23 protein-coding genes are annotated in these 22197 nt (G+C 55.8%); 3 read left to right on the forward strand and 20 right to left on the reverse strand.

Features of this window, described 5'->3' with window-relative positions; all coding sequences use genetic code 11:
- The first annotated feature begins 133 nt into the window (after window positions 1–133).
- A complete protein-coding gene (locus IE151_RS01450) occupies window positions 134–664 on the forward strand; it encodes a hypothetical protein (RefSeq protein ID WP_189487126.1) in 531 nt (176 codons plus the stop codon).
- Window position 665: 1 nt separating this feature from the next.
- Here IE151_RS01450 and IE151_RS01455 read toward each other — a convergent pair whose 3' ends face one another.
- From IE151_RS01455 to IE151_RS01475, 5 genes are all read right to left on the reverse strand, one after another.
- Window positions 666–875 (reverse strand): DUF3126 family protein, encoded by a 210-nt coding sequence (locus IE151_RS01455; protein ID WP_189487129.1) that lies wholly within the window; start codon window positions 873–875, stop codon window positions 666–668.
- Window positions 876–1056: 181 nt separating this feature from the next.
- Complete coding sequence (cysE, locus tag IE151_RS01460) at window positions 1057–1902, reverse strand: serine O-acetyltransferase (RefSeq protein WP_189487132.1); 846 nt, start codon at window positions 1900–1902, stop codon at window positions 1057–1059.
- A 174-nt stretch (window positions 1903–2076) separates the two neighbouring features.
- On the reverse strand, window positions 2077–2838 hold the full coding sequence (locus IE151_RS01465; RefSeq protein ID WP_189487134.1) for an alpha/beta fold hydrolase: 762 nt from the start codon (window positions 2836–2838) through the stop codon (window positions 2077–2079).
- A gap of 18 nt (window positions 2839–2856) precedes the next feature.
- Window positions 2857–3384: a DUF192 domain-containing protein gene (locus tag IE151_RS01470; RefSeq protein ID WP_189487136.1), complete on the reverse strand. Its 528-nt coding sequence runs from the start codon at window positions 3382–3384 to the stop codon at window positions 2857–2859.
- 165 nt (window positions 3385–3549) lie between these two features.
- Window positions 3550–4137 (reverse strand): cold-shock protein, encoded by a 588-nt coding sequence (locus IE151_RS01475; protein WP_189487138.1) that lies wholly within the window; start codon window positions 4135–4137, stop codon window positions 3550–3552.
- Between the two features lie 299 nt (window positions 4138–4436).
- Here IE151_RS01475 and IE151_RS01480 point away from each other — a divergent pair, with 299 nt between their 5' ends.
- On the forward strand, window positions 4437–4877 hold the full coding sequence (locus IE151_RS01480; protein WP_189487140.1) for a VOC family protein: 441 nt from the start codon (window positions 4437–4439) through the stop codon (window positions 4875–4877).
- A 28-nt stretch (window positions 4878–4905) separates the two neighbouring features.
- On the opposite strand, the gene lpxB is transcribed toward IE151_RS01480, so the two are convergent.
- From lpxB to IE151_RS01555, 15 genes are all read right to left on the reverse strand, one after another.
- On the reverse strand, window positions 4906–6072 hold the full coding sequence (gene lpxB, locus IE151_RS01485) for a lipid-A-disaccharide synthase (protein ID WP_189487142.1): 1167 nt from the start codon (window positions 6070–6072) through the stop codon (window positions 4906–4908).
- Window positions 6069–6956: an LpxI family protein gene (locus IE151_RS01490; protein WP_189487144.1), complete on the reverse strand. Its 888-nt coding sequence runs from the start codon at window positions 6954–6956 to the stop codon at window positions 6069–6071. The genes lpxB and IE151_RS01490 overlap by 4 nt, the downstream gene beginning before the upstream one ends.
- Complete coding sequence (gene lpxA / locus IE151_RS01495) at window positions 6943–7767, reverse strand: acyl-ACP--UDP-N-acetylglucosamine O-acyltransferase (RefSeq protein ID WP_382344713.1); 825 nt, start codon at window positions 7765–7767, stop codon at window positions 6943–6945. Before lpxA ends, IE151_RS01490 begins: the two co-directional genes overlap by 14 nt.
- Window positions 7768–7783: 16 nt before the next feature.
- Complete coding sequence (fabZ, locus tag IE151_RS01500) at window positions 7784–8251, reverse strand: 3-hydroxyacyl-ACP dehydratase FabZ (RefSeq protein ID WP_189487147.1); 468 nt, start codon at window positions 8249–8251, stop codon at window positions 7784–7786.
- The gene (gene lpxD / locus IE151_RS01505; protein ID WP_189487150.1) at window positions 8244–9296 is read right to left on the reverse strand and encodes a UDP-3-O-(3-hydroxymyristoyl)glucosamine N-acyltransferase; all 1053 of its coding nucleotides are present in this window, start codon (window positions 9294–9296) and stop codon (window positions 8244–8246) included. The genes fabZ and lpxD overlap by 8 nt, the downstream gene beginning before the upstream one ends.
- Window positions 9297–9361: 65 nt before the next feature.
- Window positions 9362–11719 (reverse strand): outer membrane protein assembly factor BamA, encoded by a 2358-nt coding sequence (bamA, locus tag IE151_RS01510; protein ID WP_189487153.1) that lies wholly within the window; start codon window positions 11717–11719, stop codon window positions 9362–9364.
- A 194-nt stretch (window positions 11720–11913) separates the two neighbouring features.
- Entirely contained in the window at window positions 11914–13053 is a 1140-nt protein-coding gene (gene rseP, locus IE151_RS01515) for an RIP metalloprotease RseP (protein WP_382344716.1), read from the reverse strand.
- Between the two features lie 237 nt (window positions 13054–13290).
- Complete coding sequence (locus tag IE151_RS01520) at window positions 13291–14103, reverse strand: phosphatidate cytidylyltransferase (protein ID WP_189487156.1); 813 nt, start codon at window positions 14101–14103, stop codon at window positions 13291–13293.
- A complete protein-coding gene (locus IE151_RS01525) occupies window positions 14100–14819 on the reverse strand; it encodes an isoprenyl transferase (protein WP_189487158.1) in 720 nt (239 codons plus the stop codon). Before IE151_RS01525 ends, IE151_RS01520 begins: the two co-directional genes overlap by 4 nt.
- Before the next feature lie 188 nt (window positions 14820–15007).
- Window positions 15008–15568: a ribosome recycling factor gene (frr, locus tag IE151_RS01530; RefSeq protein ID WP_189487160.1), complete on the reverse strand. Its 561-nt coding sequence runs from the start codon at window positions 15566–15568 to the stop codon at window positions 15008–15010.
- An 80-nt stretch (window positions 15569–15648) separates the two neighbouring features.
- Window positions 15649–16374, reverse strand: coding sequence for a UMP kinase (pyrH, locus tag IE151_RS01535; RefSeq protein WP_189487162.1), 726 nt, complete (start codon window positions 16372–16374; stop codon window positions 15649–15651).
- A gap of 165 nt (window positions 16375–16539) precedes the next feature.
- Window positions 16540–17439, reverse strand: coding sequence for a translation elongation factor Ts (gene tsf / locus IE151_RS01540; protein ID WP_189487164.1), 900 nt, complete (start codon window positions 17437–17439; stop codon window positions 16540–16542).
- A gap of 120 nt (window positions 17440–17559) precedes the next feature.
- Window positions 17560–18342 carry a 30S ribosomal protein S2 gene (rpsB, locus tag IE151_RS01545; protein WP_189487166.1) on the reverse strand — a complete coding sequence of 261 codons (783 nt, stop codon included), beginning with the start codon at window positions 18340–18342 and terminating at the stop codon, window positions 17560–17562.
- A gap of 166 nt (window positions 18343–18508) precedes the next feature.
- A complete protein-coding gene (locus IE151_RS01550) occupies window positions 18509–20332 on the reverse strand; it encodes a monovalent cation:proton antiporter-2 (CPA2) family protein (RefSeq protein ID WP_189487168.1) in 1824 nt (607 codons plus the stop codon).
- 69 nt (window positions 20333–20401) lie between these two features.
- On the reverse strand, window positions 20402–21244 hold the full coding sequence (locus IE151_RS01555; RefSeq protein ID WP_189487170.1) for a cell envelope integrity EipB family protein: 843 nt from the start codon (window positions 21242–21244) through the stop codon (window positions 20402–20404).
- A 222-nt stretch (window positions 21245–21466) separates the two neighbouring features.
- Between IE151_RS01555 and IE151_RS01560 the strand changes: the two genes are divergently transcribed.
- Window positions 21467–22186 (forward strand): glycerophosphodiester phosphodiesterase, encoded by a 720-nt coding sequence (locus IE151_RS01560; protein ID WP_189487172.1) that lies wholly within the window; start codon window positions 21467–21469, stop codon window positions 22184–22186.
- The last annotated feature ends 11 nt before the right edge of the window (window positions 22187–22197 follow it).

The raw sequence follows: 22197 nt of genomic DNA on the forward strand, positions 1-22197 counted from the left end.
GATGACCGCCAGCGTCGTAATTTTACCATGGGTGCAAAACGGAATATCCACCTTCCTTCACGGAGGCCATAGTCCGAACCCCTCACCCATCTTGATTACGATAGCAGGAACTGGACTCGCTATTCCGGGAAATATGATCCGATATACCCACGAGCGCCGCGAAAGTGGCCTCGACCGCGTGCATCTGTATTTCGACTGGCCGGCAATGCAGGGTTACCGGCCAGCCGCCCGCAACATTTTTAATTATACGCTTGAAGAAGGATCGCAGAATATTCTGTTCGCAACGATCGAACCTCATCTGACGCTACGTGACATGAGCGATCGTTTCGAGCCGATCTATAGCCGCCTCGTGGCCAGCGAACCGATTGCGGGCATACGGGGGCTTCTCATGTATCGCTTCAAGCCCGAACTCCGCGAATATGCGCAGGAAATTCTGGTCTACGGCGAACGTGAAGATGCCCCACCCTTTATTGCCTTGTGTCTGAAGGGGGCATGGGCGCGAGAGACGCTCACCTCTTGCACCCGCGATGTCCGTCTGAGCGAAAAGCTGACGATCAGCTATCAGTTCTCCAACGCCATGCTGATGCGTTGGCCCGAGATGGAAGATGCCGTCCTTAGGACGGCATCTTCATTTCTTCCTATAAACGAACTTGGCTTGAGATAGCTCAGTCGTCGAGATCGACGCCGAGCACGGCCATCGAGAAATTGTAATCTTCGCCATCATCCTCGTCACGATAAATCAGGCCGAGGAATTCGTCGCCGATATAGACTTCGCAGGAGTCGTCCTTCTTCGGACGCGCCTTGACGGCCAAAGCCTGATTTCCGAACGTCTTTCTGAAATAGGCTTCGAGCTTCTTGATTTCGTCTGGCTTCACGGAATGTCTCCAATCGGGTTATGCAGCCGCAAATAAGATTGGCAGAACACGCGGTTCTGCCAAGCAGCTCAGATGCGTGTTTCTGGCACGGCTTCCGCGGCCATGTAAAGCATCCTCACGCAACCGCACGGGTTTTATGATATCCAGCGTGGATATCGGGCATTATGTCGCAAACCGCGCATCAGATAACGAAATCGATACCTTCTGTAGGCACTTGCGGTATGCATTGGTCCATCTGACGCGACGGTTCCGCACAACCGCTTTCGCCCACGATCCGTGCCGGCACGCCTGCTACCGTTTTGTTATTCGGGATTGCCTGAAGCACGACCGAGCCGGCAGCGATCTTTGCACAATGCCCCACTTCTATATTGCCAAGGATTTTTGCTCCGGCGCCGATCAACACACCGTGCCTGATCTTGGGATGGCGATCGCCCGCATTCTTGCCCGTGCCGCCAAGCGTCACATTATGCAGGATGGAAACATCGTCTTCCACCACGGCCGTTTCACCGACGACGAGGCCCGTTGCATGATCGAGGAAAAGCCCTTTACCCAGAACAGCGGCAGGGTGAATATCGGTCTGAAAGACAGATGAAGATCGGCTCTGCAGATAAAGCGCAAAATCCTGACGACCATTACGCCAAAGCCAATGCGCCAGCCGATGAGTCTGAATGGCGTGAAATCCCTTGAAATAGAGAATGGGCATCAGGAAACGGTCGCAAGCAGGATCCCGATCATAGTAAGCCTGGATATCGATCCGCAGCACATCTGACCAGCCCGGTTCGTGCTCCCACATCTGGGCGAAGCTTTGCCGCAGCAGGTCGGCACTTAAATCCGGGTGGTCGAGACGCTCCGAAATCCGGTGTGCTACCGCTTCTTCCAGATGGTCATAATTGAGGATAGTGGCGTATAGAAAACCGCCCAGTATCTGATCATTCGCCACGGCCTGCTTAGCCTCGTCGCGAATGGTGCTCCAGATCGGATCGAGAAGGTCTACTCGCTCGACTGGGCGAAGTTCGGTGCGGCTCATCGTCTGCCTCCGATGGTATAGATCGAAAAATTGATCGCGCATTCCGCGCACGCAAGATGGGCGTGACATGATGCGGCATCACCCGTGGTTCAAGGTTTAAAATACGGCATCGGCCAGTTTCAGGAAACTCAATTTTTCTGAAATCCGCTTCCAATGGTATGAGAAGACCGCCTCTCAGCCCTTTAAAGGATGTTCGCCAAGAAATTCAAGATAGCGCTTTTTGAAGGTCCGGTCCCCGACCGAGAGCATATGGTCTCGTCCTTCGATGTCGAAGCTTTCGCCATTTGGCATAAGTGCGGCAAAGGGAGCCGCTGCACCGGCAATATCGTCCGCCGTACCGACGGCAACCAGTGCCGGCTGATTGATTTGACCGATTTGCTCCGGCGTCAACTCGTCACGCGAGCGCGCGATACAAGCGGCGAGCGCCTTGCGGTCTGAACGCGTCGCGTCAGCGAATTTGCGGAACATGAGGCCGCGAGGATGCGTGACGGAGGCGACGTCATCTGCGTTCAATGCCTCCGCGATAGGGTCCCAATCGCCAACACCATCAACCATGCCCATGCCCAATCCGCCGAAAGCCACGCTGGCCACGCGCTCCGGATAGCGCAGAACCATGAAGGCGCTGACGCGCGCACCCATCGAATAGCCGAGAACATGCGTCTTTTCGATGTCGAGATGATCAAGCAGCGCAACTGCATCGCCCGCCATAGCGTCGGGAGTATAGGCATCGCGGTCGTAAGACTTGGAGCTTTTCCCGTGGCCACGGTGGTCAAAAGCAATGGCCCGATAACCCGCTTCACGCAACGTCTTGAACCATCCCGGCGTCATCCAGTTAACCTGGAGGCTCGAGGCAAAGCCGTGGATCATCAAAACGGGATCGCCCTCGCCCTCATCCTCGTAGTTGAGTTCGAAGCCATCATTTGTAAAACTGGGCATGAAAAACCTAAGCTCTCGTCAATTGCTCGTGCCGGTGCGCGGCTCAACCTTGGAGATGCGCGAAATCACTGGATGTTTCAAGACCGTGCCAGCGGTAATACCATGGCGTTCGGCCATACCACCGGCGATTTCAAGCACAAAACGCGACGGCTGCTCGACCTCGATAGGTGACAAGGAGTAAGGTACGCCTTGCTTTACACCCGTTACCGCCCCGTCTTCATTGATGAAAACAAGATCGAGCGGGCTGGGCGTTTCCTTCATCCAGAAAGAGACGATACGGGTCTCGTCAAACACGAAAAGCATGCCGCGATCAGCCGCGAGAGGCGCACGGAACATAAGCCCCGTTGCTCGCCTCTCGTCGGTATCAGCGATCTCGATACGCAGCGAAATCGGCAGTTTGCCCGGATTTTCAATTGTCAAAGGAACAGGATCTATCGGCAAGGTTTGGCCGCGCATCTGTGCCATCGCTGGAAGCGCGCTACCCACCATAAAGAACATGAGGGCTAGGAAAGTGGCAACTCGACCGCTGGCCATGGAACAGAGCATCACATTTTCCTCTGGAACGCTGAACGCTTAAATTCGTAACAGAGGCCGGACAAAGCCGATACCCGGGACACGCAAAAACATGAGCTAATCTCAATGCCCCGAAACCAGCCGAGGATAGTGGGGCAACTTCCCATTGGTAACCAGGCACCAAACATCCTGCTCATATCAATGCGAAAACGGAACGGACCCCACATCGGGATGCACTTCGGCAGCCATCAGGCCTTTGCCACTTTTACCGTAGCGGACCAGCACCACCTGCCCCTGATGAACCTCCGTGACACCGAAGCGGCGCAACGTCTCCATGTGAACGAAAATATCTTCCGTGTCTTCGCCGCGGGTGAGAAAGCCGAAGCCCTTGTCACGGTTGAACCACTTGACGATTGCGCGCTCCAGACCGCTCTCGGGAGAAACGTTCTTGTGCGTCCGAACGAGATGCTCGGAAGGATGACGCGCCGTTGTCAGATCAAGCGACAAGACCTTGATCGCCTGCCAACCGCGATCGCCGCGTTTTGCGATACAGTTCACTCGCGCCCCTTCGCCGATGGTCTGAAAACCATCCTTGCGCAGGCACGTCACATGCAACAGTACATCGCCGACCGAGCTGTCGTCGGTGTCCACGAAGCCATAGCCTTTCGCAACGTCGAACCACTTGATCACGCCGAAGATTTCTATCAAACCTTCACTATGATCACTTTCCGCCGTGGCCGAAGCGTCGTTTCCAGCTATGCCTCTCTGAGAGGCTTTGCCTTCCATGCGAACGCGTCCTTTCCGATACCGCAAATGATTCTATGCCTGAATCATAGCATTCACCGGGCGTGGTCCGGCAAGGGGCGAAACCTGCTTTTCCCGTCATTCACTCACCGTCTGGTGGTATCCTTAGAGTTTTGAAGAAACGCCTCAATTAGCCAATATCTCAGACCGAAAGAGCTGGAGAATCGCCCGAATTTGATCTTAACCCTCTGAATGTTCTTGAAAAAGCAGCCACCTCGCCTTCTGGCGATACGGTTTGCCCGATCGAGAATTCGACGAAGATAAACAGGCAAGGAGCAATTATGCGTTATCTGCACACAATGGTTCGCGTCACCGACCTCGACGAATCACTCGACTTCTATTGCAACAAGATGGGTCTGACCGAGGTGAGGCGAATCGAAAACGAAGCGGGACGTTTCACGCTGGTATTCCTGGCCGCCGACGAAGATACGAACCCAGGCGAAGGCCGTCCCGCCTCGTTGCTCGAGCTGACTTATAACTGGGACCCGGAAACCTATTCAGGCGGCCGCAATTTCGGCCACCTCGCCTATGAAGTGGATGATATTTACGAGTTTTGCCAAAAGCTGATGGATGCTGGTGTGACGATCAATCGTCCGCCACGTGATGGCAACATGGCTTTCGTCAAGTCGCCGGACGGCATCTCGTTCGAAATTCTGCAAAAGGGCAAGCCGCTGGAAAAAGCGGAACCATGGGCTTCGATGGCCAATACCGGCACCTGGTAAGCCGAGCTTTGACGCAAAAGGGGCGGGTCTAACGTCCCTTTTGCTTTGCTATCTCGGCTAGAACGACCTCCGCCGCAATCTCGCCCGATGGACGCTCGGTCTGCATCGCGTCCCACACCTCATCAAGACCGGCAAGATGCGCGTACCGCGTCGGTTGATGCTGTGTCAGTCCCTCGATCGCGCGCGCAAGCAGACCGGGCCGGATCATCTTGTCATAAAACTCGGTGACGATCGGCCTGTCTGCGATGATATTCGGCAAAGCTCCCGACCAGGATGTGATCAGATGCGTAAATAGCCGCATAGCAAAGTCGGTTCGATAGCAGGAAAGCATCGGAACCCGTGCCAGGGCGAGCTCAAGCAAAACGGTTCCCGAGGCAGCCAGCGCAGCGTCAGCCTTGCCAAAAGCCTCCCACTTCGCAGCGTCGTCTACGAGGATTTCAGCCGAAACCCGCCAAGCTTTGGCTAATTCCCTGATTTTCTCGGCATGACGCGGCACAGAGGGTAGCAGAACATGAAAATCATTACCTCGCTCGACCAGCGTGGAAATGGTTTCGCCAAACGCCGGCAAGAGCGCATCAATCTCGCTGCCGCGCGAACCTGGCAGAACGAGCAATGTCTTCAACTCAGTCCTGTCGCGGGACATTTGCGCCTCACGCGCTTTCACCAGCGCAGGGTTGCTGGCCAGCCGATGTCCGACATAAGTACCTTGCGGCCCGTTTAGCGCCTTCAGCACCGACGTCTCGAAAGGCAGTACACACAGGATATGATCTACATAGGGTTTCATTGCCGGTGCGCGCTGCGGGCGCCACGCCCACACGCTTGGGCATACATAATGCACGATAGGTAGACCGGGAGCAGTGGCGCGGGTCTTTTTCGCCACACGCAGCGCGAACTCCGGGCTGTCTATCGTAATCAGGCAATCAAGACCGGCATTGGCGAGAGCTTGCGCTGTCTGCCCGATGCGTCGCATCAGCCTGGGCAAGTCGCGAATGATAGCCGACAGCCCCATCAATGCGATTTCGGACGAGTCAAACAGACTAGTCAGGCCCTCTGCGATCAGGTGGCGCCCGCCTACGCCGAAGAGTTCAACGTCGCGACCGGAACCCTGCCGCAGCGCCCTGACCAGATCAGCCCCCAGAAGATCCCCCGACTCCTCCCCTGCAACAATGCCTATACGTAGGGGCCTCTCGGTCATGGCTTCTGCTCCTCCGCAGTTACGCCGTAAAGATAAAGGCCGAGGCGATCAGCTTCGCAAACAGCTTCAGCCGCTTCCAGAAGGAGGCTACGTTCCGCCTCGACACAGACTCCGTTCAGACCAGCAGCATGCGCCATACGCAACGTATTGGGTCCAATGGTGGGCAGATCGGCGCGCAACTCCTGCTCCGGTTTCGCGCATTTCACCAGGACACCGCCCTCTTTGCCTGCCAGGCGGCCATGCCCACGCATCGCCGCCACGCGCTCGAGAAGTCCATCCGTGCCTTCGATACCCTCCAGTGCAATAACACGTCTGCCGACAGCAACAGCTCCTTGTCCGATATCCAGCGCACCAATGGCCTTGGCTGCCTCCAGCGCCTTGCGGATTGCCTCCAGATCCCTCGCAGAAGGTTTGATGTGACCAAGCGGGCCTTTTGGCGTAAGCAGATCCGGTACGATCTCGTGTGCGCCGGCAACCTTAAGGCCGCGCTTCTCAAGATAACGAACGATGACGCGCAACAATCCATCATCACCGAGAGAAAGTCCCCTGATGATTGTCGGCACGACCCGGAGCGTCTCCCAGTTCGGCCTGATTTGTGACAGTTTGGGACGGCGCTCAACGCCGCCAGCCAGGACCACGGTCTCAACCTCCATGGCCTTCAACCGTCTGGCGAGAGAGCCGAATTCCTCAAGCGCAATAAACTCATGCTGGTATTGTGACAATGGCCCCCGCGGATCCATCTCTCCGGTAATACCGAGAACGGCGAAGGGCCTCCCCTGACTGGCCAGCGAATGCGCGACCGAAATTGGCAGAAGACCGTTTCCGGCGATGATGCCGATCTTGCCGAAAGAGGTTACGTCGATGCCGGCGTCAGTGCGCGTCATCGGCATCGCCGCCCGCCCCGCTGCGTGCTGGCGTGGTGACGTGGCGCTTGCCACGTTCTTTCAGGAAGCTGATGATCTTATCGATCATTGCCGAACCACCGAAGGCCTGCTCCGCACGCTCGATATTTTCGGCAAGCGAACCGCTTTCATCGAAGATCATGTTATAGGCGGAGCGCACCTCGTGCAGCTGGCTGTGGGTCAACCCGGAGCGCTTCAAACCGACAACATTAAGGCCCTGCAACTTCGCGCGGTTGCCGACCGCCATTCCGAAGGGAATGACATCGAAGACAACCGCCGAGCAACCGCCGATGAAGGCATTATCGCCTATGCGGACGAATTGGTGAACTGCCGCAAGCCCCCCGATGCCGACATTATTGCCAACGACAACATGGCCGCCAAGCGTCGCATTATTGGCGAATGTCACATTGTTGCCGACTTCGCAATCATGCGCAATATGGCTATAGGCAAGGAAATTACCGTTGTCGCCAACGGTCGTCTCACCGCGGCTCGTATCCGTGCCAGCATGCATGGTGACAGCTTCGCGGATTGTGCAATTCGCTCCGATAACGAGCTTGGTCTTGCCACCCTTGTGACGGCCGTTTTGCGGCGGCGCACCAAGCACTGCCTGCGGGAAAACCTTGGTTCCGGCGCCGATGGTTGTCACGCCCATGATTGATACGTGGCTGATCAGCTCGACATTATCATGCAGCACGACATCCTCGCCAACATGGCAAAAAGGACCGATCTTGACATTCTGCCCAAGATCGGCGCCGCGCTCGATGATGGCTGTCGGATGTATCAATGTGCTCATGGCGATGCGTGCTTTCTCAATCGACCTTCGGTGACATCATGGCCGAGATTTCAGCCTCTGCGACTTTAGTGCCGCCAACCATCCCTTCACAGGCGAAGCGCCAGATATTACCGCGCTGCTTGAGTTTCTTGACCCGGATCTCCAGGACGTCGCCCGGTACGACCGGCTTGCGGAACTTGGCGTTGTCGATCGTCATGAAATAGACGAGGCTGGGCTGCTCCTCCCCGGTACTCAAAATGCAGATCGCACCTGCCGTCTGTGCCATCGCCTCGACAATGAGTACACCGGGCATGACAGGATGTTCTGGAAAATGGCCGAGGAAATGCGGCTCGTTAAAGGTAACGTTCTTGATACCGGTCGCGGAATTATCGCCGTCTATATCGATGATCTTGTCTACGAGCAAAAAGGGATAGCGATGCGGCAAGGTTTTGAGCAGCTTGAGAATATCGGCTGCACCCAATGTTTTGGCCTGAGAATTATCCATTGCTGTCGCCTTTTTTCGATTTTGTAAGCCCACGGATCGCGGCGACCTCGCGGAAAAATTCACGCATCGGCCGCGCGGGCGTGCCAGCCCAGCGTTCTCCGGAAGGAATGTCGTCCATGAGCCCGGCAGATGCGGCAACCTGCGCGTTGGAGCCAATGGAAATATGATCGGCAATGCCGACGCGTCCGCCCAGCATGACGAAGTCGCCGAGCGTAACGGAACCGGAAAGTCCAGATTGGCCGGCGATCACACAGAAACGCCCGGTCCGGACGTTGTGGGCAATCTGCACCAAATTGTCGATCTTGGTGCCCTCGCCGATCACCGTGTCAGACATGGCGCCGCGATCCACTGCACTGTTGGCACCAATCTCGACATCGTCCTGCAAGATTACGCGACCAATCTGCGGCACTCGTTCAAGACCTGCCGGACCGGACACAAATCCAAAACCATCCTGACCGATCTGCGCACCATTATGAACAATGACCCGGTTGCCTAGCAGTGCGTATTGCACCACCGAATTGGCGCCCACAAAGCAGTCTCGACCGATCTGCACATTTGCGCCAATCACTGCGTTCGGGGCAATGACGGTACCAGAACCAATGGCAGCCCCCTTGCCGATTACCGCGCCTGCTTCAACGATAACACCCTCCTCCAGAACGGCGTCCTCGGCAACAAACGCGTGCGACGAGATACCCGTTTCGCCGGTAATCGCAACAGGACGGGCCGCCGACGGGTAAAGCAAGCGTCCCACCTGCGCGAAAGCACGCTGTGGTTTGCTGGTAACTAATTTAGCGACGGATTGAGGAAGCGCCGAAACGAGATCTGACGTGCAGAAGATCGCAGCTGGCGTAGGCCCGCCAAGCATGGAAAGATTTTTCTTTCCATCGATGAAAACAAGCGAGCCTTTTCCACCATGACTGGCAGGGGCGATACGTTCGATCACGACATCTGCAAGGCTCTCATCGGCAAGTTCCGCGCCGGTGAATGCTGCAAGCTCAGCCGCAGTGTAACGCCGTGAAGGCGCAAAGAAAACAGGTTCTGTCATTGGGCGCCTATGCTTCTGGGGCGCGTGCTATCTACGCGCTCGCGCCCCAAAAGTCTATGCGTTCGTTAGAAACGCGTGGAAATGCCGAAGTTGATTTCCTGCGTCTCGTCGGTGTCTTCCTTCATCAAAGGATGAGCGTAGTCAACACGCAACGGGCCGAACGGCGAGTTCCAGAGAAGACCGACACCTGCGGAGGCGCGCCAGGCCATGTCACGCGAGGCGGTGACCTGAGCAAGATCATTACCGTACAGCGTACCGATATCGGCAAACACCGCACCGCGCAGACCGAAGCTTTCTGGCAGAACCGGCATGGGGAACTGAACTTCCGCCGATGCACTCAGATAGGTCGTACCGCCGAGATGTTCAGGATCGGCGATGCCGGCATCGACAGGTCCGAAACCATTATAGTCAAAGCCACGAACGATGCGGTCATTGGCTTTGAACATATCGAATATGCGAATGTTATCTGAGCCGGTGTTGATGATATGGCCGCCACCGACGCTGAGAAGACCGACGAGATCGAGCTCTTCAGACAAGGTTTCGTAAGCTGTAGCTCGTGCCGTCAGCTTCACATATTCTGCATCGCCACCAAGACCGGCAAATTCTGCCGTACCCGTCGCGAAGATACCAGAATGCGGGTTCTTCATGTCGTCGATGGTATTATAGGTGAGCGAAGCCGAGATCGAACTGCGCACCCAGGGACTCTGGTTGATACCATCGACAATCGCCTGAGAAAGATCAGTACGGTTACAGGCGCTGAAAACATCGCCCTCATCGCAATCATACTCTTCCTGCGAATATGTATAGGCAAGCTGACCGGTCAGCGATTCAGTGATCGGCAAGCCGAGGCGAACCGTCGCGCCCGTCTGCGTGCTGTCATAATCGTCATAGTCACGCGACTTGCGGAATACGTCGAAACCGGCCGAGACGCGGTAACCGAGGAAATAGGGTTCGGTGAAGGACAGGGTATAGTCGCGAGATTTACGTCCGCCGCCGGCAGCCACGCGAATAAACTGACCGCGTCCGAGGAAGTTGCGCTCGGTAATTGATCCTTCGACCGAAGGTCCAGCCGTTTCACCGCCCGTCGTGTAACCCGCGCCAATGGAAAACTCACCGGTCGATTTTTCATTAACGTCGACAACGAGCACTACCTGATCAGGCTGCGAGCCCGGAGCGGTCGAGACGTTGACGCTATTGAAGAAGTCGAGGGCTTCCAGACGACGCTTGGCGCGCTGAACCATTACCTGGTTGAAAGCATCCCCTTCGGAAAGATCGAATTCACGACGGATGACATAGTCACGTGTGCGACCATTGCCGCGAATTTCAATGCGTTCGATGTAAGCGCGCGGGCCTTCATCGACCGAATAAAGAACGGAAATCGTCTTGTTTTCAAAGTTGCGATCACCACGCGGCGTTACTTGCGCGAAAGCATAACCGCTGCCAGCGAGACGCTCGGTGATATCGATGATCGAATCTTCGACGTTCTTGGCGCTATAGACATTGCCCTCGCGCGTCTTGGCGACACTGCGCAGGCTTTCGCTATCGAGATTTGGAATCGTCGATTCGACCTGAATATCGCCGAAGCGATAACGCTCACCTTCTTCCACAACAAAGGTGATCGTATACTCGTTGGTGGCTTCGTCGAGCTGTGCGTTCGCGGAAACGACCTGGAAATCGGCGTAACCACGATTGTAATAGAAGCGGCGAAGCACCTCCTCATCAGCGCGCAAGCGATTTTCGTCGTAAATATCGTTGCGCGTCAGGAACGAAAGGACATTCGATTCCTTCGTGCTGACGACGTCCGAGAGACGACGATCGCTGAATGCGGTATTGCCTTCAAAATTGATGGCCTTGATCTTGGTGCGATCGCCTTCGTTGACTGTGTAGACAACATTGACGCGGTTCTCGCCGAGATCGATCGTCTGCGCCGTTACCGTCGCATCGTCGCGACCCACACGCGAATAAGCCGCACGGATAGCCTCAATGTCGGCTTCCATTGTCGCATTGGAGAAATTGCTGCGCGGCTTCAGCTGCACGGCACCCGCCAGATTGGCATCCTTGATCTTCTTGTTACCCTGGAAGATCACCTGATTGACCACGGACAGCTCGTCAACCTGAACAATCAGCGTTGCGCCAGACTGGTTGATACGCACATCCGAGAATAGGCCCGTCGCGAACAGACGCTTGACGCCTTCGTCAATATCGGAGGCAGAAAAATTCTGACCGGGCCGAATACCGACATAGCCGCGAATGGTCTCGTCATCAACACGCTGGTTACCACGAACGTCGATGGAGCGAACGACAGCCGCATGAGCCGCATTGGTCGAAGCCAGCTGCACCATGACAGCACCGCCGGTAGCGGCGAGAGAGGAGCAGATAGCTGCCGCAGAAACGGCGTTAACAAGTTTCGAAACTGCCTTCATCGGGCTTATGCACCTTTTTCTCGAAGTCCCCAAAGCGAGAATCCGCGATGATCGGTTACCCTAATAACCGTATTTTGCCTACACGCAAGACTTCTCGTTAATTTCCATTTACTAAGCAGCCGATCGTGGCATTCAGGACACGCCAATTCGTCAATCATAGTAAACACATTCTAAAGTTCTTATTCTCCAGACGCTTAACAGCCGAACAGGTCATTCCAGAACACGAGCACCATCAAACCCAGAACGAGAATGAAGCCGAGGCGATAGAATATCTCCATCACCCGCTCCGAAACAGGACGGCGCGTAATTGCTTCGATCGTGTAGAAGGTCAAGTGACCGCCGTCCAGCGGGGGCACCGGCAAAAGATTGAGGAAGCCAATACCTGCGGACAAGACAGCCGCCAGCTGCAGCAGTGTAGGAATACCCAATGCAGCAGCCTTCTCGGCCATTCCCGCAATCCGTACAGGACCGCTCAACTGGCACCGATCGCCCCTGCCTACAACGAATTGTGAAATAAACTCACCGGTCCTGTAGAGTATCTCGCCGGTAGCCTTCACGCTCTCGCCGACGGCAGCGATCGGCCCGTAGGTAATCTTCTGTGGATTGCCAACCTGGATATTGGTCACGATGCCGATGATCGCCGTCCTGACCTTGTTGCCAAGCGGGTCTGTATGCTCCGTCATCTCCGGAGTGGCCCGCAACGTCAATTCCTGGTTGCCGCGCTGCACAAGGAACGGGAGTTCCTCGCCAGCCTTATCGAAGACGTGCATCTGCAAATCTGCGAACGTCTTTATCTCTACGTCGCCGATGCGAACGATGCGATCACCGGGATGAAAGCCGGCGGCCGCAGCAGGGCTATCAGGGCGAACCTCCGCCACAACAGGGTCTGAGACCGTCCGTCCGTAAATGGAAAACAGAATCGTGAAGATCGCGACGGTGAGAATAAAGTTGAAGACTGGCCCTGCAAGCACGGTCAGAAAGCGCTTCCAGATCGGCTGGACCTGAAACGCGTGCTTTCGTTCGTGATCGCTCATGGCTGCCAAGGCCTCTGGATCGGATTGGCTCGCCACCCCCATGTCGCCCAGAAACTTGACATAGCCACCCAGCGGAATGGCACTAAGCTTCCAACGCGTGCCGTGGCGATCATTGAAGCCTATCAGCTCCGGCCCGAATCCGAGCGAGAAGGCCTCCACGCCGATTCCGCACCAGCGTCCGACCAGATAATGGCCAAGTTCGTGAATAAAGACCACGAGAAGCAGCACGAAAAAAAACGGAAGAAGCATTCCGATCACGAGATCGCCCATGCCCCAGACGAAGGTTGAAAGCTCCTGCAACGCGCACCCCACCGAAAAACATAAACCGACGACAACAACGCAGATGGCACCCTCGCCTTGCTGACCATCTACTACCGCCATAACGCGAGATCATCGCGTCGAAATCGCGGCTATTTCCGACAATTGGAGGAGATATGCCAGTGTTTAAAGAACACAGGCGCGTTACCAACCATCAAAAACACCGTATAAGAATAGTCTCAACGTCGCATTAAAATACTGATGACGCTGCGTAAATCCCTAAGCAAAGGGCTGGTATCCGATAAGCCAGCCGAGCAATGCCATGGCAATCGCAGCCGCGACAAGACCATCGACCCGATCCAGAATGCCTCCGTGTCCGGGAATTATCCACCCCGAATCCTTCACTCCGAAACGTCTTTTCACCCATGATTCGAACAGGTCGCCCGCTTGCGATACGATAGAGAGGACCGCCATCAAAGCGATCGCTCCGGCACTCAACGCTACGGAGAAGGACAGAAGAAATACGGAAGTGCATGCAACCGCGAGAATCAGCCCCCCGACCGCGCCGCTGATTGTCTTTCCAGGTGAGATCGACGGTGCAAGCTTCGGCCCCTTCAAGGTTTTCCCCACGAAATAGGCAAAGATGTCGGTCGCCCAGACCAGGACGAACAGATAGGCGATCGCCAGAAGCCCCGTCCCCTCTCCTTCACGCAGATAAATCAACGAAAAAGCCGCAAGACTCGCGTATAAATAGCCAGCTACGGGCCAACGTGGCGTGTTATAGGCAATGCCGGCACCAAACAAAGCCAGCATACCTATGACGATAAAGATCAGTGCCAGCATACCAGCGCCCGAGAAAAACAATGCACCCATTGTCAATGCCGCCAGACCATAGGATGCCACTCGTAAATTGGGTTCCCACTGTCTGCCCGTGATGCTGACCCACTCGAAGAGCATCAGAAAGCCGGCTATCGCGACGAGCGCGCGGTAAGGAAACCCGCCAAGCCCGATCAATGCCAGAACGACAGGAGCAAGAATAACGGCAGAGACAATGCGCGTGCGCATATTGCTGGGCTTCGAGGTCTCGCTCATGACGATACCAGATTAACGGCAGTTGTGCCGCCGAAACGACGCTCGCGCTTGGCAAATTGTGCAAGCGCGTCGTCTAGAACTGATGCGTCGAAATCAGGCCAGTGGGAGTCGAGGAAAACGAACTCGCTATAGGCTGCCTGCCACATGAGAAAATTGGAAAGTCGTTGCTCCCCACTCGTGCGAATGATGAGATCCGGGTCGGGGATGCCAGTCGTATCCAGATGCTTCTCGAACGCGCAGCCATCTATATCGTCAACGCCGCATTCTCCATCGCTCACAGCTCTTGCCAAAGCCTTGGCAGCACGCAGGATTTCATCGCGTGCGCCGTAATTGAATGCAATAACGAGGTTCATCCGGGTATTTTGCGCGGTAAGGTTTTCCGCGTCCTGCAAAAGTTTGAGAATATCCGGTTCTATCCCCTCACGACTGCCTATGAAATGGATCCGCACACCGCTGCCATGCAACTCTGCAAGGTCGCTGCGAACGAAGTGACGCAGAAGCCCCATGAGACCGGTGATTTCCGCTGCTGGACGGGTCCAGTTCTCTGACGAGAAAGCGTAGACCGTCAGCCATTTGATCTCGCGTTCACCGACTAGGCGAACCGCGCGACGCAGCGCTTCCACGCCGGCCTTATGCCCGGCCAGACGCGGCAAACCGCGCGCTTTTGCCCAGCGGCCATTGCCATCCATTATGATCGCAAGATGATCGGGCTTCATAATGCCTCTTTCACACTGGCCACGCCGTCACGATGCAGTCAGCTTGCGCAAAATACGCGTTCCAGACAAGCCGTCGTCGCACAATGCGCTGGCGACCGGCTTCATTGCAAAGAAATTAACCGTAAAGGATGCCGAGGATTGGAAGAAGCACCGGCACCCAAAAAGTTTCATGTCACATCGAAGACAGGTTAAACCTGCATGATTTCCGCTTCCTTGGTCTTCAGCTTCTCGTCGATGACCTTGATGGTCTCATCCGTCACCTTCTGAACGCGATCGGACTGTTTGCGCTGGTCGTCCTCGCTGATGACACCGTCTTTTTCAGCCTTCTTGGCCTGATCCATGCCATCGCGACGGATATTACGAACGGCGATGCGCGCCTTTTCGGCATAATCATGCGCAATTTTGGACAGTTCCTTGCGGCGCTGTTCGTTAAGCTCCGGCAGCGGGATACGCAGATTTGTGCCGTCAACGATCGGATTGAAGCCGAGATTCGATTCACGGATTGCGCGATCGACTGCACCGACGAGTGTCTTGTCCCATACCGAGACCGAAAGCATCCGTGGCTCCGGCACCGAAACTGTAGCAACCTGGTTGATTGGGGTCGTTGAACCATAGGCCTGAACCACGATCGGGTCGAGCAGATTGCTGGAAGCGCGCCCGGTCCGCAGCGATGCCAGATCGCTTTGAAAGGCGCTTACGGCGCCGTCCATACGGCGTTGCATGTCGGAAAAATCGACTCCGTCGCTCATGCGAGTCTCCTTGTCTGGTTTTCAGCCCGCATGTGCGGGAAAATTCATGGAAATTCTTCTATGGCTGCTCGGCACGCGGATCAAGACGCGTCACGCACGATCGTGCAGTCCTGCCCGCCTTTGAGGATTGTGCCGAAACCGCCAGCCTCATGGATCGAGAATACAATGATCGGGATACGGTTTTCGCGCGCAAGCGCAATTGCCGCCGTATCCATGACGCTTAGCCCCTTCGCCAGAACCTCATCATGGGTGATCGTCTGGTAGCGCGTTGCAGTCGGGTCTTTCTTCGGGTCTGCCGAATAAACCCCATCCACCTGCGTCCCCTTGAAGAGCGCGTCGGCTCCGATTTCAGCCGCGCGCAACGCAGCAGCCGTGTCGGTGGTGAAGAAGGGATTTCCGGTTCCGCCGGCGAAAAGAACAACCTTGCCTGCATTCATATATGCTGTCGCCTTGCGTTGCGAAAAGGTCTCACAAAGCTCCGGCATGGCCACGGCAGAGAGCACGACAGCATCAATGCCGCGTTTACCAAGCGACGTGCGCAGTGCCAGTGAATTGATCACGGTTGCCAACATGCCCATATGATCACCGGTTACGCGATCACCGCCCTTCGACGCAACGGCAACGCCCCGGAAGATATTGCCGCCCCCGATGACGACACCGACCTCCACACCCATTTCACGCGCCGCAGCGATATCGCCCGCGATTTGATCGACGATGGCTACGTCGATTCCGAAGCCCTGCGAGCCCATCAGCGCTTCACCGGAGGCCTTCAACAGCACGCGTTTATAAAGTGGTTTGTCAGCCATCACCGTGAATTCCTTGTTTTTATGTTCTTTTTACTCGCATATACCGGAATGCGCCGGTGCGACATAATCCGGGCAACGCCGGATTAGATTGCTTCTCGCATACAACAAGGGCACCGCGTTGTCCACGCGATGCCCTTGGAGAATTCACCACAAATTGCTTGAAAATCAGCCCTTTGCTGCGGCAGCCACTTCCGCTGCGAAATCGCTTTCTTCCTTTTCGATGCCTTCACCGACGAGAATGCGAGCGAAGCCCGTAATCGTCACACCAGCTTCTTTGGCTGCCTGCTCGACCGTCTGATCAGGGTTCAGCACGAAAGCCTGCTTCACGAGAGCGACTTCCTCGAAGAACTTGCGCATACGGCCTTCGATCATCTTTTCGATAACGTTCTCCGGCTTGCCGGATTCACGTGCCTGCTCGGTGAATATCGCCTTTTCGCGTTCAGCAGCAACCGGATCGACCTCGTCGGGATTGAGCGCGAGCGGATTCATCGAAGCCACGTGCATCGCAACTTTCCGGCCGAATTCATTTGCAGCAGCCTTGTCGCCTTCCGTTTCAAGGGCAACGAGAACAGCGAGTTTGCCGAGGTTCGGAGCAGCCGCGTTATGGACGTAGGATGAGACAACGCCAGCCGACAGCTTCGCAGAGCGACGGAAGGTGATGTTTTCACCGATCGTACCGACAGCGTCCTTAACCGTCTCGGTCACAGACTGACCCGTCGACGCGATCGTTGCAGCAGCAACAGCGTCGGTGGAGCCGTCAGTGGCCAATGCAGCACCAGCGATTTCCTTGACGAGCGCCTGGAACTGTTCATTGCGGGCCGCAAAGTCGGTTTCGCAATTCACTTCGACGATAACCGCGCTACCTGCATCGGAGGCAACCGCAACGAGACCTTCGGCAGCCGTGCGATCGGCCTTCTTGTCGGCCTTGGCAATGCCCTTCGCGCGCAGCCAATCGGTTGCAGCGTCGAAATCGCCATTGTTTTCGGTCAGCGCGGTCTTGCAGTCCATCATGCCTGCGCCGGTTGCTTCGCGCAGTTTCTTTACGTCTGCAGCTGTAAAGCTCATCTCTGCCTCATCATAAAATGGAAAAAGGGCCGGTTACGTTTGGCCCGTCAGGAATGCCTCGCGGCATTCACTCCAGAGGAATGTGAAGGCCATATGAAACGACCCTCACATAACTCGAAATTATTCGCCCTTGGCTTCTTCGGCCGGAGCTGCGTCGAGCGCCGGTTCGACCGGAGCTTCTTCCGATGCGCCGACGTCGATGCCGAGTGCGCCCTGCTGGCGTGCAATGCCATCGATGGCAGCCTTGGCGATAAGATCGCAATAAAGCGAAATTGCGCGGGCAGCATCGTCATTGCCCGGGATCGGGTAATCGACAATGTCCGGATCGCAATTCGAGTCAACGATGGCGACGACCGGGATGCCAAGACGCTTCGCTTCCTGAATGGCGATCGCTTCCTTGTTGGTGTCGATCACAAACATAAGGTCAGGGGTGGAACCCATATCCTTAATGCCACCAAGAGCGCGATCAAGCTTTTCCATTTCGCGCTCGAGGTTCAGGCGTTCCTTCTTGGAATAGCCCTGAGCTTCCGACGACAGAAGCTCTTCGAGCTTGCGAAGGCGACGGATCGAGTTCGAAATGGTTTTCCAGTTCGTCATCATACCGCCGAGCCAGCGGGAGTTGACGTAGTACTGAGCCGAGCGAGCAGCAGCATCGGCAACAATGTCCGAAGCCTGACGCTTGGTGCCGACGAAGAGAACGCGACCACCGCGGGAAACAGTATCCGAAACGACCTTGAGGGCCTGATCCAGAAGCGGAACGGTCTGCGAAAGGTCGAGAATATGGATATTGTTGCGTTCACCGAAGATGTACTGCTTCATCTTCGGGTTCCAGCGGTGCGTCTGGTGACCGAAGTGTACGCCTGCTTCGAGAAGCTGGCGCATGCTGAATTCAGGCATGCTCATGCTAATTTTCCTTTTTCCGGTTTGCCTCCACGGGCCGTGAATATCCTCAACTCGCGTTTCAGATACCACCGGCGGATGCCTGACTAAAGTCACGTCACCCTAAGCCCGTGTGTGGAATATGTGCGCCTATAGAGCGCCCGAGCTCAAAATGCAAGCACGAAGCCAGCTATTCTGCCGGTTGCGCCGCCGAACGCGCCTCTTCGTCCGCCTCCCTGCGCCTCCGCGTGCGCTCGGCAATGATGTCAGCCGGCTGTGCGTTACCGCGAACTAGCTTACGACCTGCATAAATGCCGTCAACGATCTCGACTTCGAAGCGCTCGGCATCCAACTCACGAAACTCTTCGATCAGGCGTTGCGACAGTTCGGGATCCCCCTCGAGCTTGTCGAGAACTGCTTCGCTGAATGCGAGTGCCGAGCCTAAGGTTTCACGGATCTGGTAATCCACCCCGGCTTTAACGAGATCAATGGCGTGGCCGCGATCATAAGCACGCGCCATCACCGGAACGAGCGGAAACTCCTCCTTCACCATACGCGCGATCGCGAGAGAAATCTCCTTTTTGCCAACGCAGATCAAGATAGCCTTCGCCGTTGCAGCGCCCGATGCGTGGAGAATATCGGAGCGCGTACCATCGCCATAATAGACCTTGAACCCGAAACTTTCAGCTTCGCGCACGAAATCCGCATCCTTATCGATCAGCGAGAGCTTATAGCCACGGCCGAGCAGCGGCTGGCTGACGATCTGGCCAAAGCGACCAAAGCCGATCATCAGAATCGTGCCTTCGACATTTTGCGGGAGAGCCAGCCCGTCAGTATCGGGTTCGGGCGCAGCCGGCATCAGCCTATCGTGTGCGATCAGCATCAAGGGCGTCAGAATCATCGAGATGATGATCGTGGCGGTGAGAATCGCATTCGTTTCGGCATCTAGAATACCAGCCGCCACGGCTGCCGAATAAAGCACGAAGGCGAATTCGCCGCCCTGCGCCATCAGCACGGCTCTCTCGATGGACTCGCTGCGGCAGGTACCGACAAGCCGCGCGACGCCATAGATGATCGCTGCCTTGGCCACCATGTAGGCCCCGACAGCGATGACAACGAGTTGCCAATTCGCGGCGATGACCCCAAGATCAATCGCCATGCCCACACCGAGAAAGAACAGACCTAGCAAAATGCCGCGAAACGGTTCGATGTCAGCTTCCAGCTGATGACGGAAATGCGATTCGGAGAGAAGCACGCCCGCAACGAATGCGCCCATCGCCATAGAGAGACCTGAAACCTGCATCAGCAGCGCCGATCCGAGAACAACGAGAAGTGCCGCCGCCGTCATCACCTCACGTGCTCCCCAGGAAGCAAGAAGCCGGAACATCGGGTTAAGAAGATATCGTCCCGCAATCACCAGCGCGACAACCGCCGCAATGGCGATGCCGATTGCAGTCAAGCGTTCCTGCCCGTCCATTTCGGCAGAACCGGTGCCGAGCAGCGCGACAATGGCCAGCAGTGGTACAATCGCCAGGTCCTCGAAAAGTAGTATCGCGATAATGCGCTGCCCTTTCAACGTAGCCATGGCGCCCCGCTCCTGGAGAACCTGCATCACGATAGCCGTCGAAGTCAGCACAAAGCCGGTGCCGGCCACGAATGACACAGTCGGGGAATAGCCAGCCGCAACGCCAATCAGCGTCAGGCCGCCAATTGCAGCTAGCACTTGCGCAGCGCCAACACCGAAAATGTCCTTGCGCATAGACCATAGCTTGGCGGGTTCCATCTCCAGTCCGATGATGAACAGGAACATGACCACGCCAAGTTCCGCTATATGAATGACCGCCTCGGAGTCCTGAAAGAACCCCAACCCCGAAGGTCCGACTGCAAGTCCGGCTGCCAGATAGCCAAGAACCGATCCCAGACCAATCCGACGAAAGATCGGCGCTGCGATAACGCCTGCTCCAAGCAGAATGACAACGTTCGCAAGCTCGGTTGAGTTGATTTCGGCTGCCACCTTGTTTGCGCCCCCAGCGCTCTTCCGGTTATAAACTGGATAGACAAATTATGATTTTAAGATAGTACTCTACTCAGGTTTCTTATCGCAGTTATTGCTTTGTTCGATCGGCTTGAATTCGACAAGCTTACCCAAAATCGAGAACTCCCCATAATCCATCATCAGGTCGCGTGTTACGCCATTTTCGTGCAATTTAAATGTCGTGCGATATTTTGGCGTCTCGTCCACATTTTGGGTCTGGGCCGCGTCAAAATAAGCGATGTCGACCGGCCATACTTTCTCTTCCTTGTGCGCGCCAAGCGCCTTGGCTTCCGGATCATTAGCACTCGCGGTTTCCGCATTACCTATCGCGACAGTTGTCGACATAAGCTCGTTTGCGTCGTCGGAGCCGTCAAAGATCGTCTGCTCGTAGAATTTGCGATCGGTCTGGGCGCTTTTGATCACCTCCAGCAAATGCTGCGTCGGAAACTTCGTGGCGGGCAGTTCGAATTCCCCAGCATCGGGCTTTTCGACCTCGACGCGAGTTTCACCCTTTTCCTGGCGCGCCACGCCCTTAATCTCTGTATCGGCAGCCTGATCGACGAAGGAGCGGGTCGAAAAATTATACTCGTTTCCGTCGGCCGTCTCAAAACTCGTCGTCTGCTGATCGGTCGTTCGCCATTGCCCACCAGCATTGATGCGGGAGACGAAGCGATATGTCACTGTGTAGCCCTCGCAGGGAGAACCGCGAAACTCATAGACCATGCGTCCCTGCACACCACTGATACCAGAACGCTCCGTAGCACTGCCAAGCGAGAGTTCATACACTGCCAGATGCGGCAGAAGCTGAGGGGCGGCGCTTAGGCCTGCGTTGGCCGATAGGGTCATCACCAGTGCCGTCGTTACGGTAAGAAATGTGCTGCGGCACTGCATCAAGCTACTCCTGAACAAGATCGGCGCATTTCCTGCGTCCGTTGATTTTCCATGAGATAGGTTAAATTCGCCGGTGCGACAATTGCATGGCAAGTGGGAAACAAAGCGCCGGCAAAACCTCTGTCACGAAAACACGCTATCTGACGCGATTATCCGAATCGCGTAAAGCTCGTTTATCTCGAGTCGCGGCACCTAATTCTGCTATCGTTCAAGGTTTTCTCCATGCGCAACACTGATTTCATCATTCGCCGGCCTATCGCCCACCGCGGCCTGCACGATCTGAATCGAAATGTATGGGAGAATACGCTTTCGTCATCAGAGCGCGCCATCGAAGCAGGATATGCCATCGAATGCGACGTAATTCTCTCCTCGGACGGCGTGGCCATCGTTCATCATGATCTGGATTTGAAGCGCCTCACCGGCCAAAGCGGCTTTGTCTGGCAGAGAACCGCAGATGAATTTTCTGCCCTTCGTGTGGGCGGCACAGACGATCATCCGCCACGGCTCTCCGAACTCCTTGACCTTGTTTCTGGTCGCGTGCCGCTTATTGTGGAAATCAAGGGCGCACCGGGTCACGATGCAGGACTGGTTGCCAGCGTCGCCAACGATCTAACGGCGTATGACGGCGAAGTCGCCGTCATGAGCTTCGATCACTGGATCATTCGCGATTTTGGCTGCATCCCGCAACACATTCCGCGCGGCTTGACGGCAATGGGCATGAAACAGCAGGAAATGGAGGCACATTTCTCCATGCTGGCGCATGATATCGATTTCGTTTCCTATCACGTCCAGCAGCTTTCCAATCCTTTCCTGCGTTTCTGTCGTGAAAAGCTGTCCATGCCGATTATCAGCTGGACTGTACGCGATCAGGAAACCGCCGCAATCAGCGCCAAAAGTGCAGACCAGATCACTTTCGAGGGCTTCGTTCCGGAACCCGTTTAAGAGGCAGAATG

It is taken from the genome of Limoniibacter endophyticus (genome assembly GCF_014652835.1).
GTDB lineage: Bacteria > Pseudomonadota > Alphaproteobacteria > Rhizobiales > Rhizobiaceae > Limoniibacter > Limoniibacter endophyticus.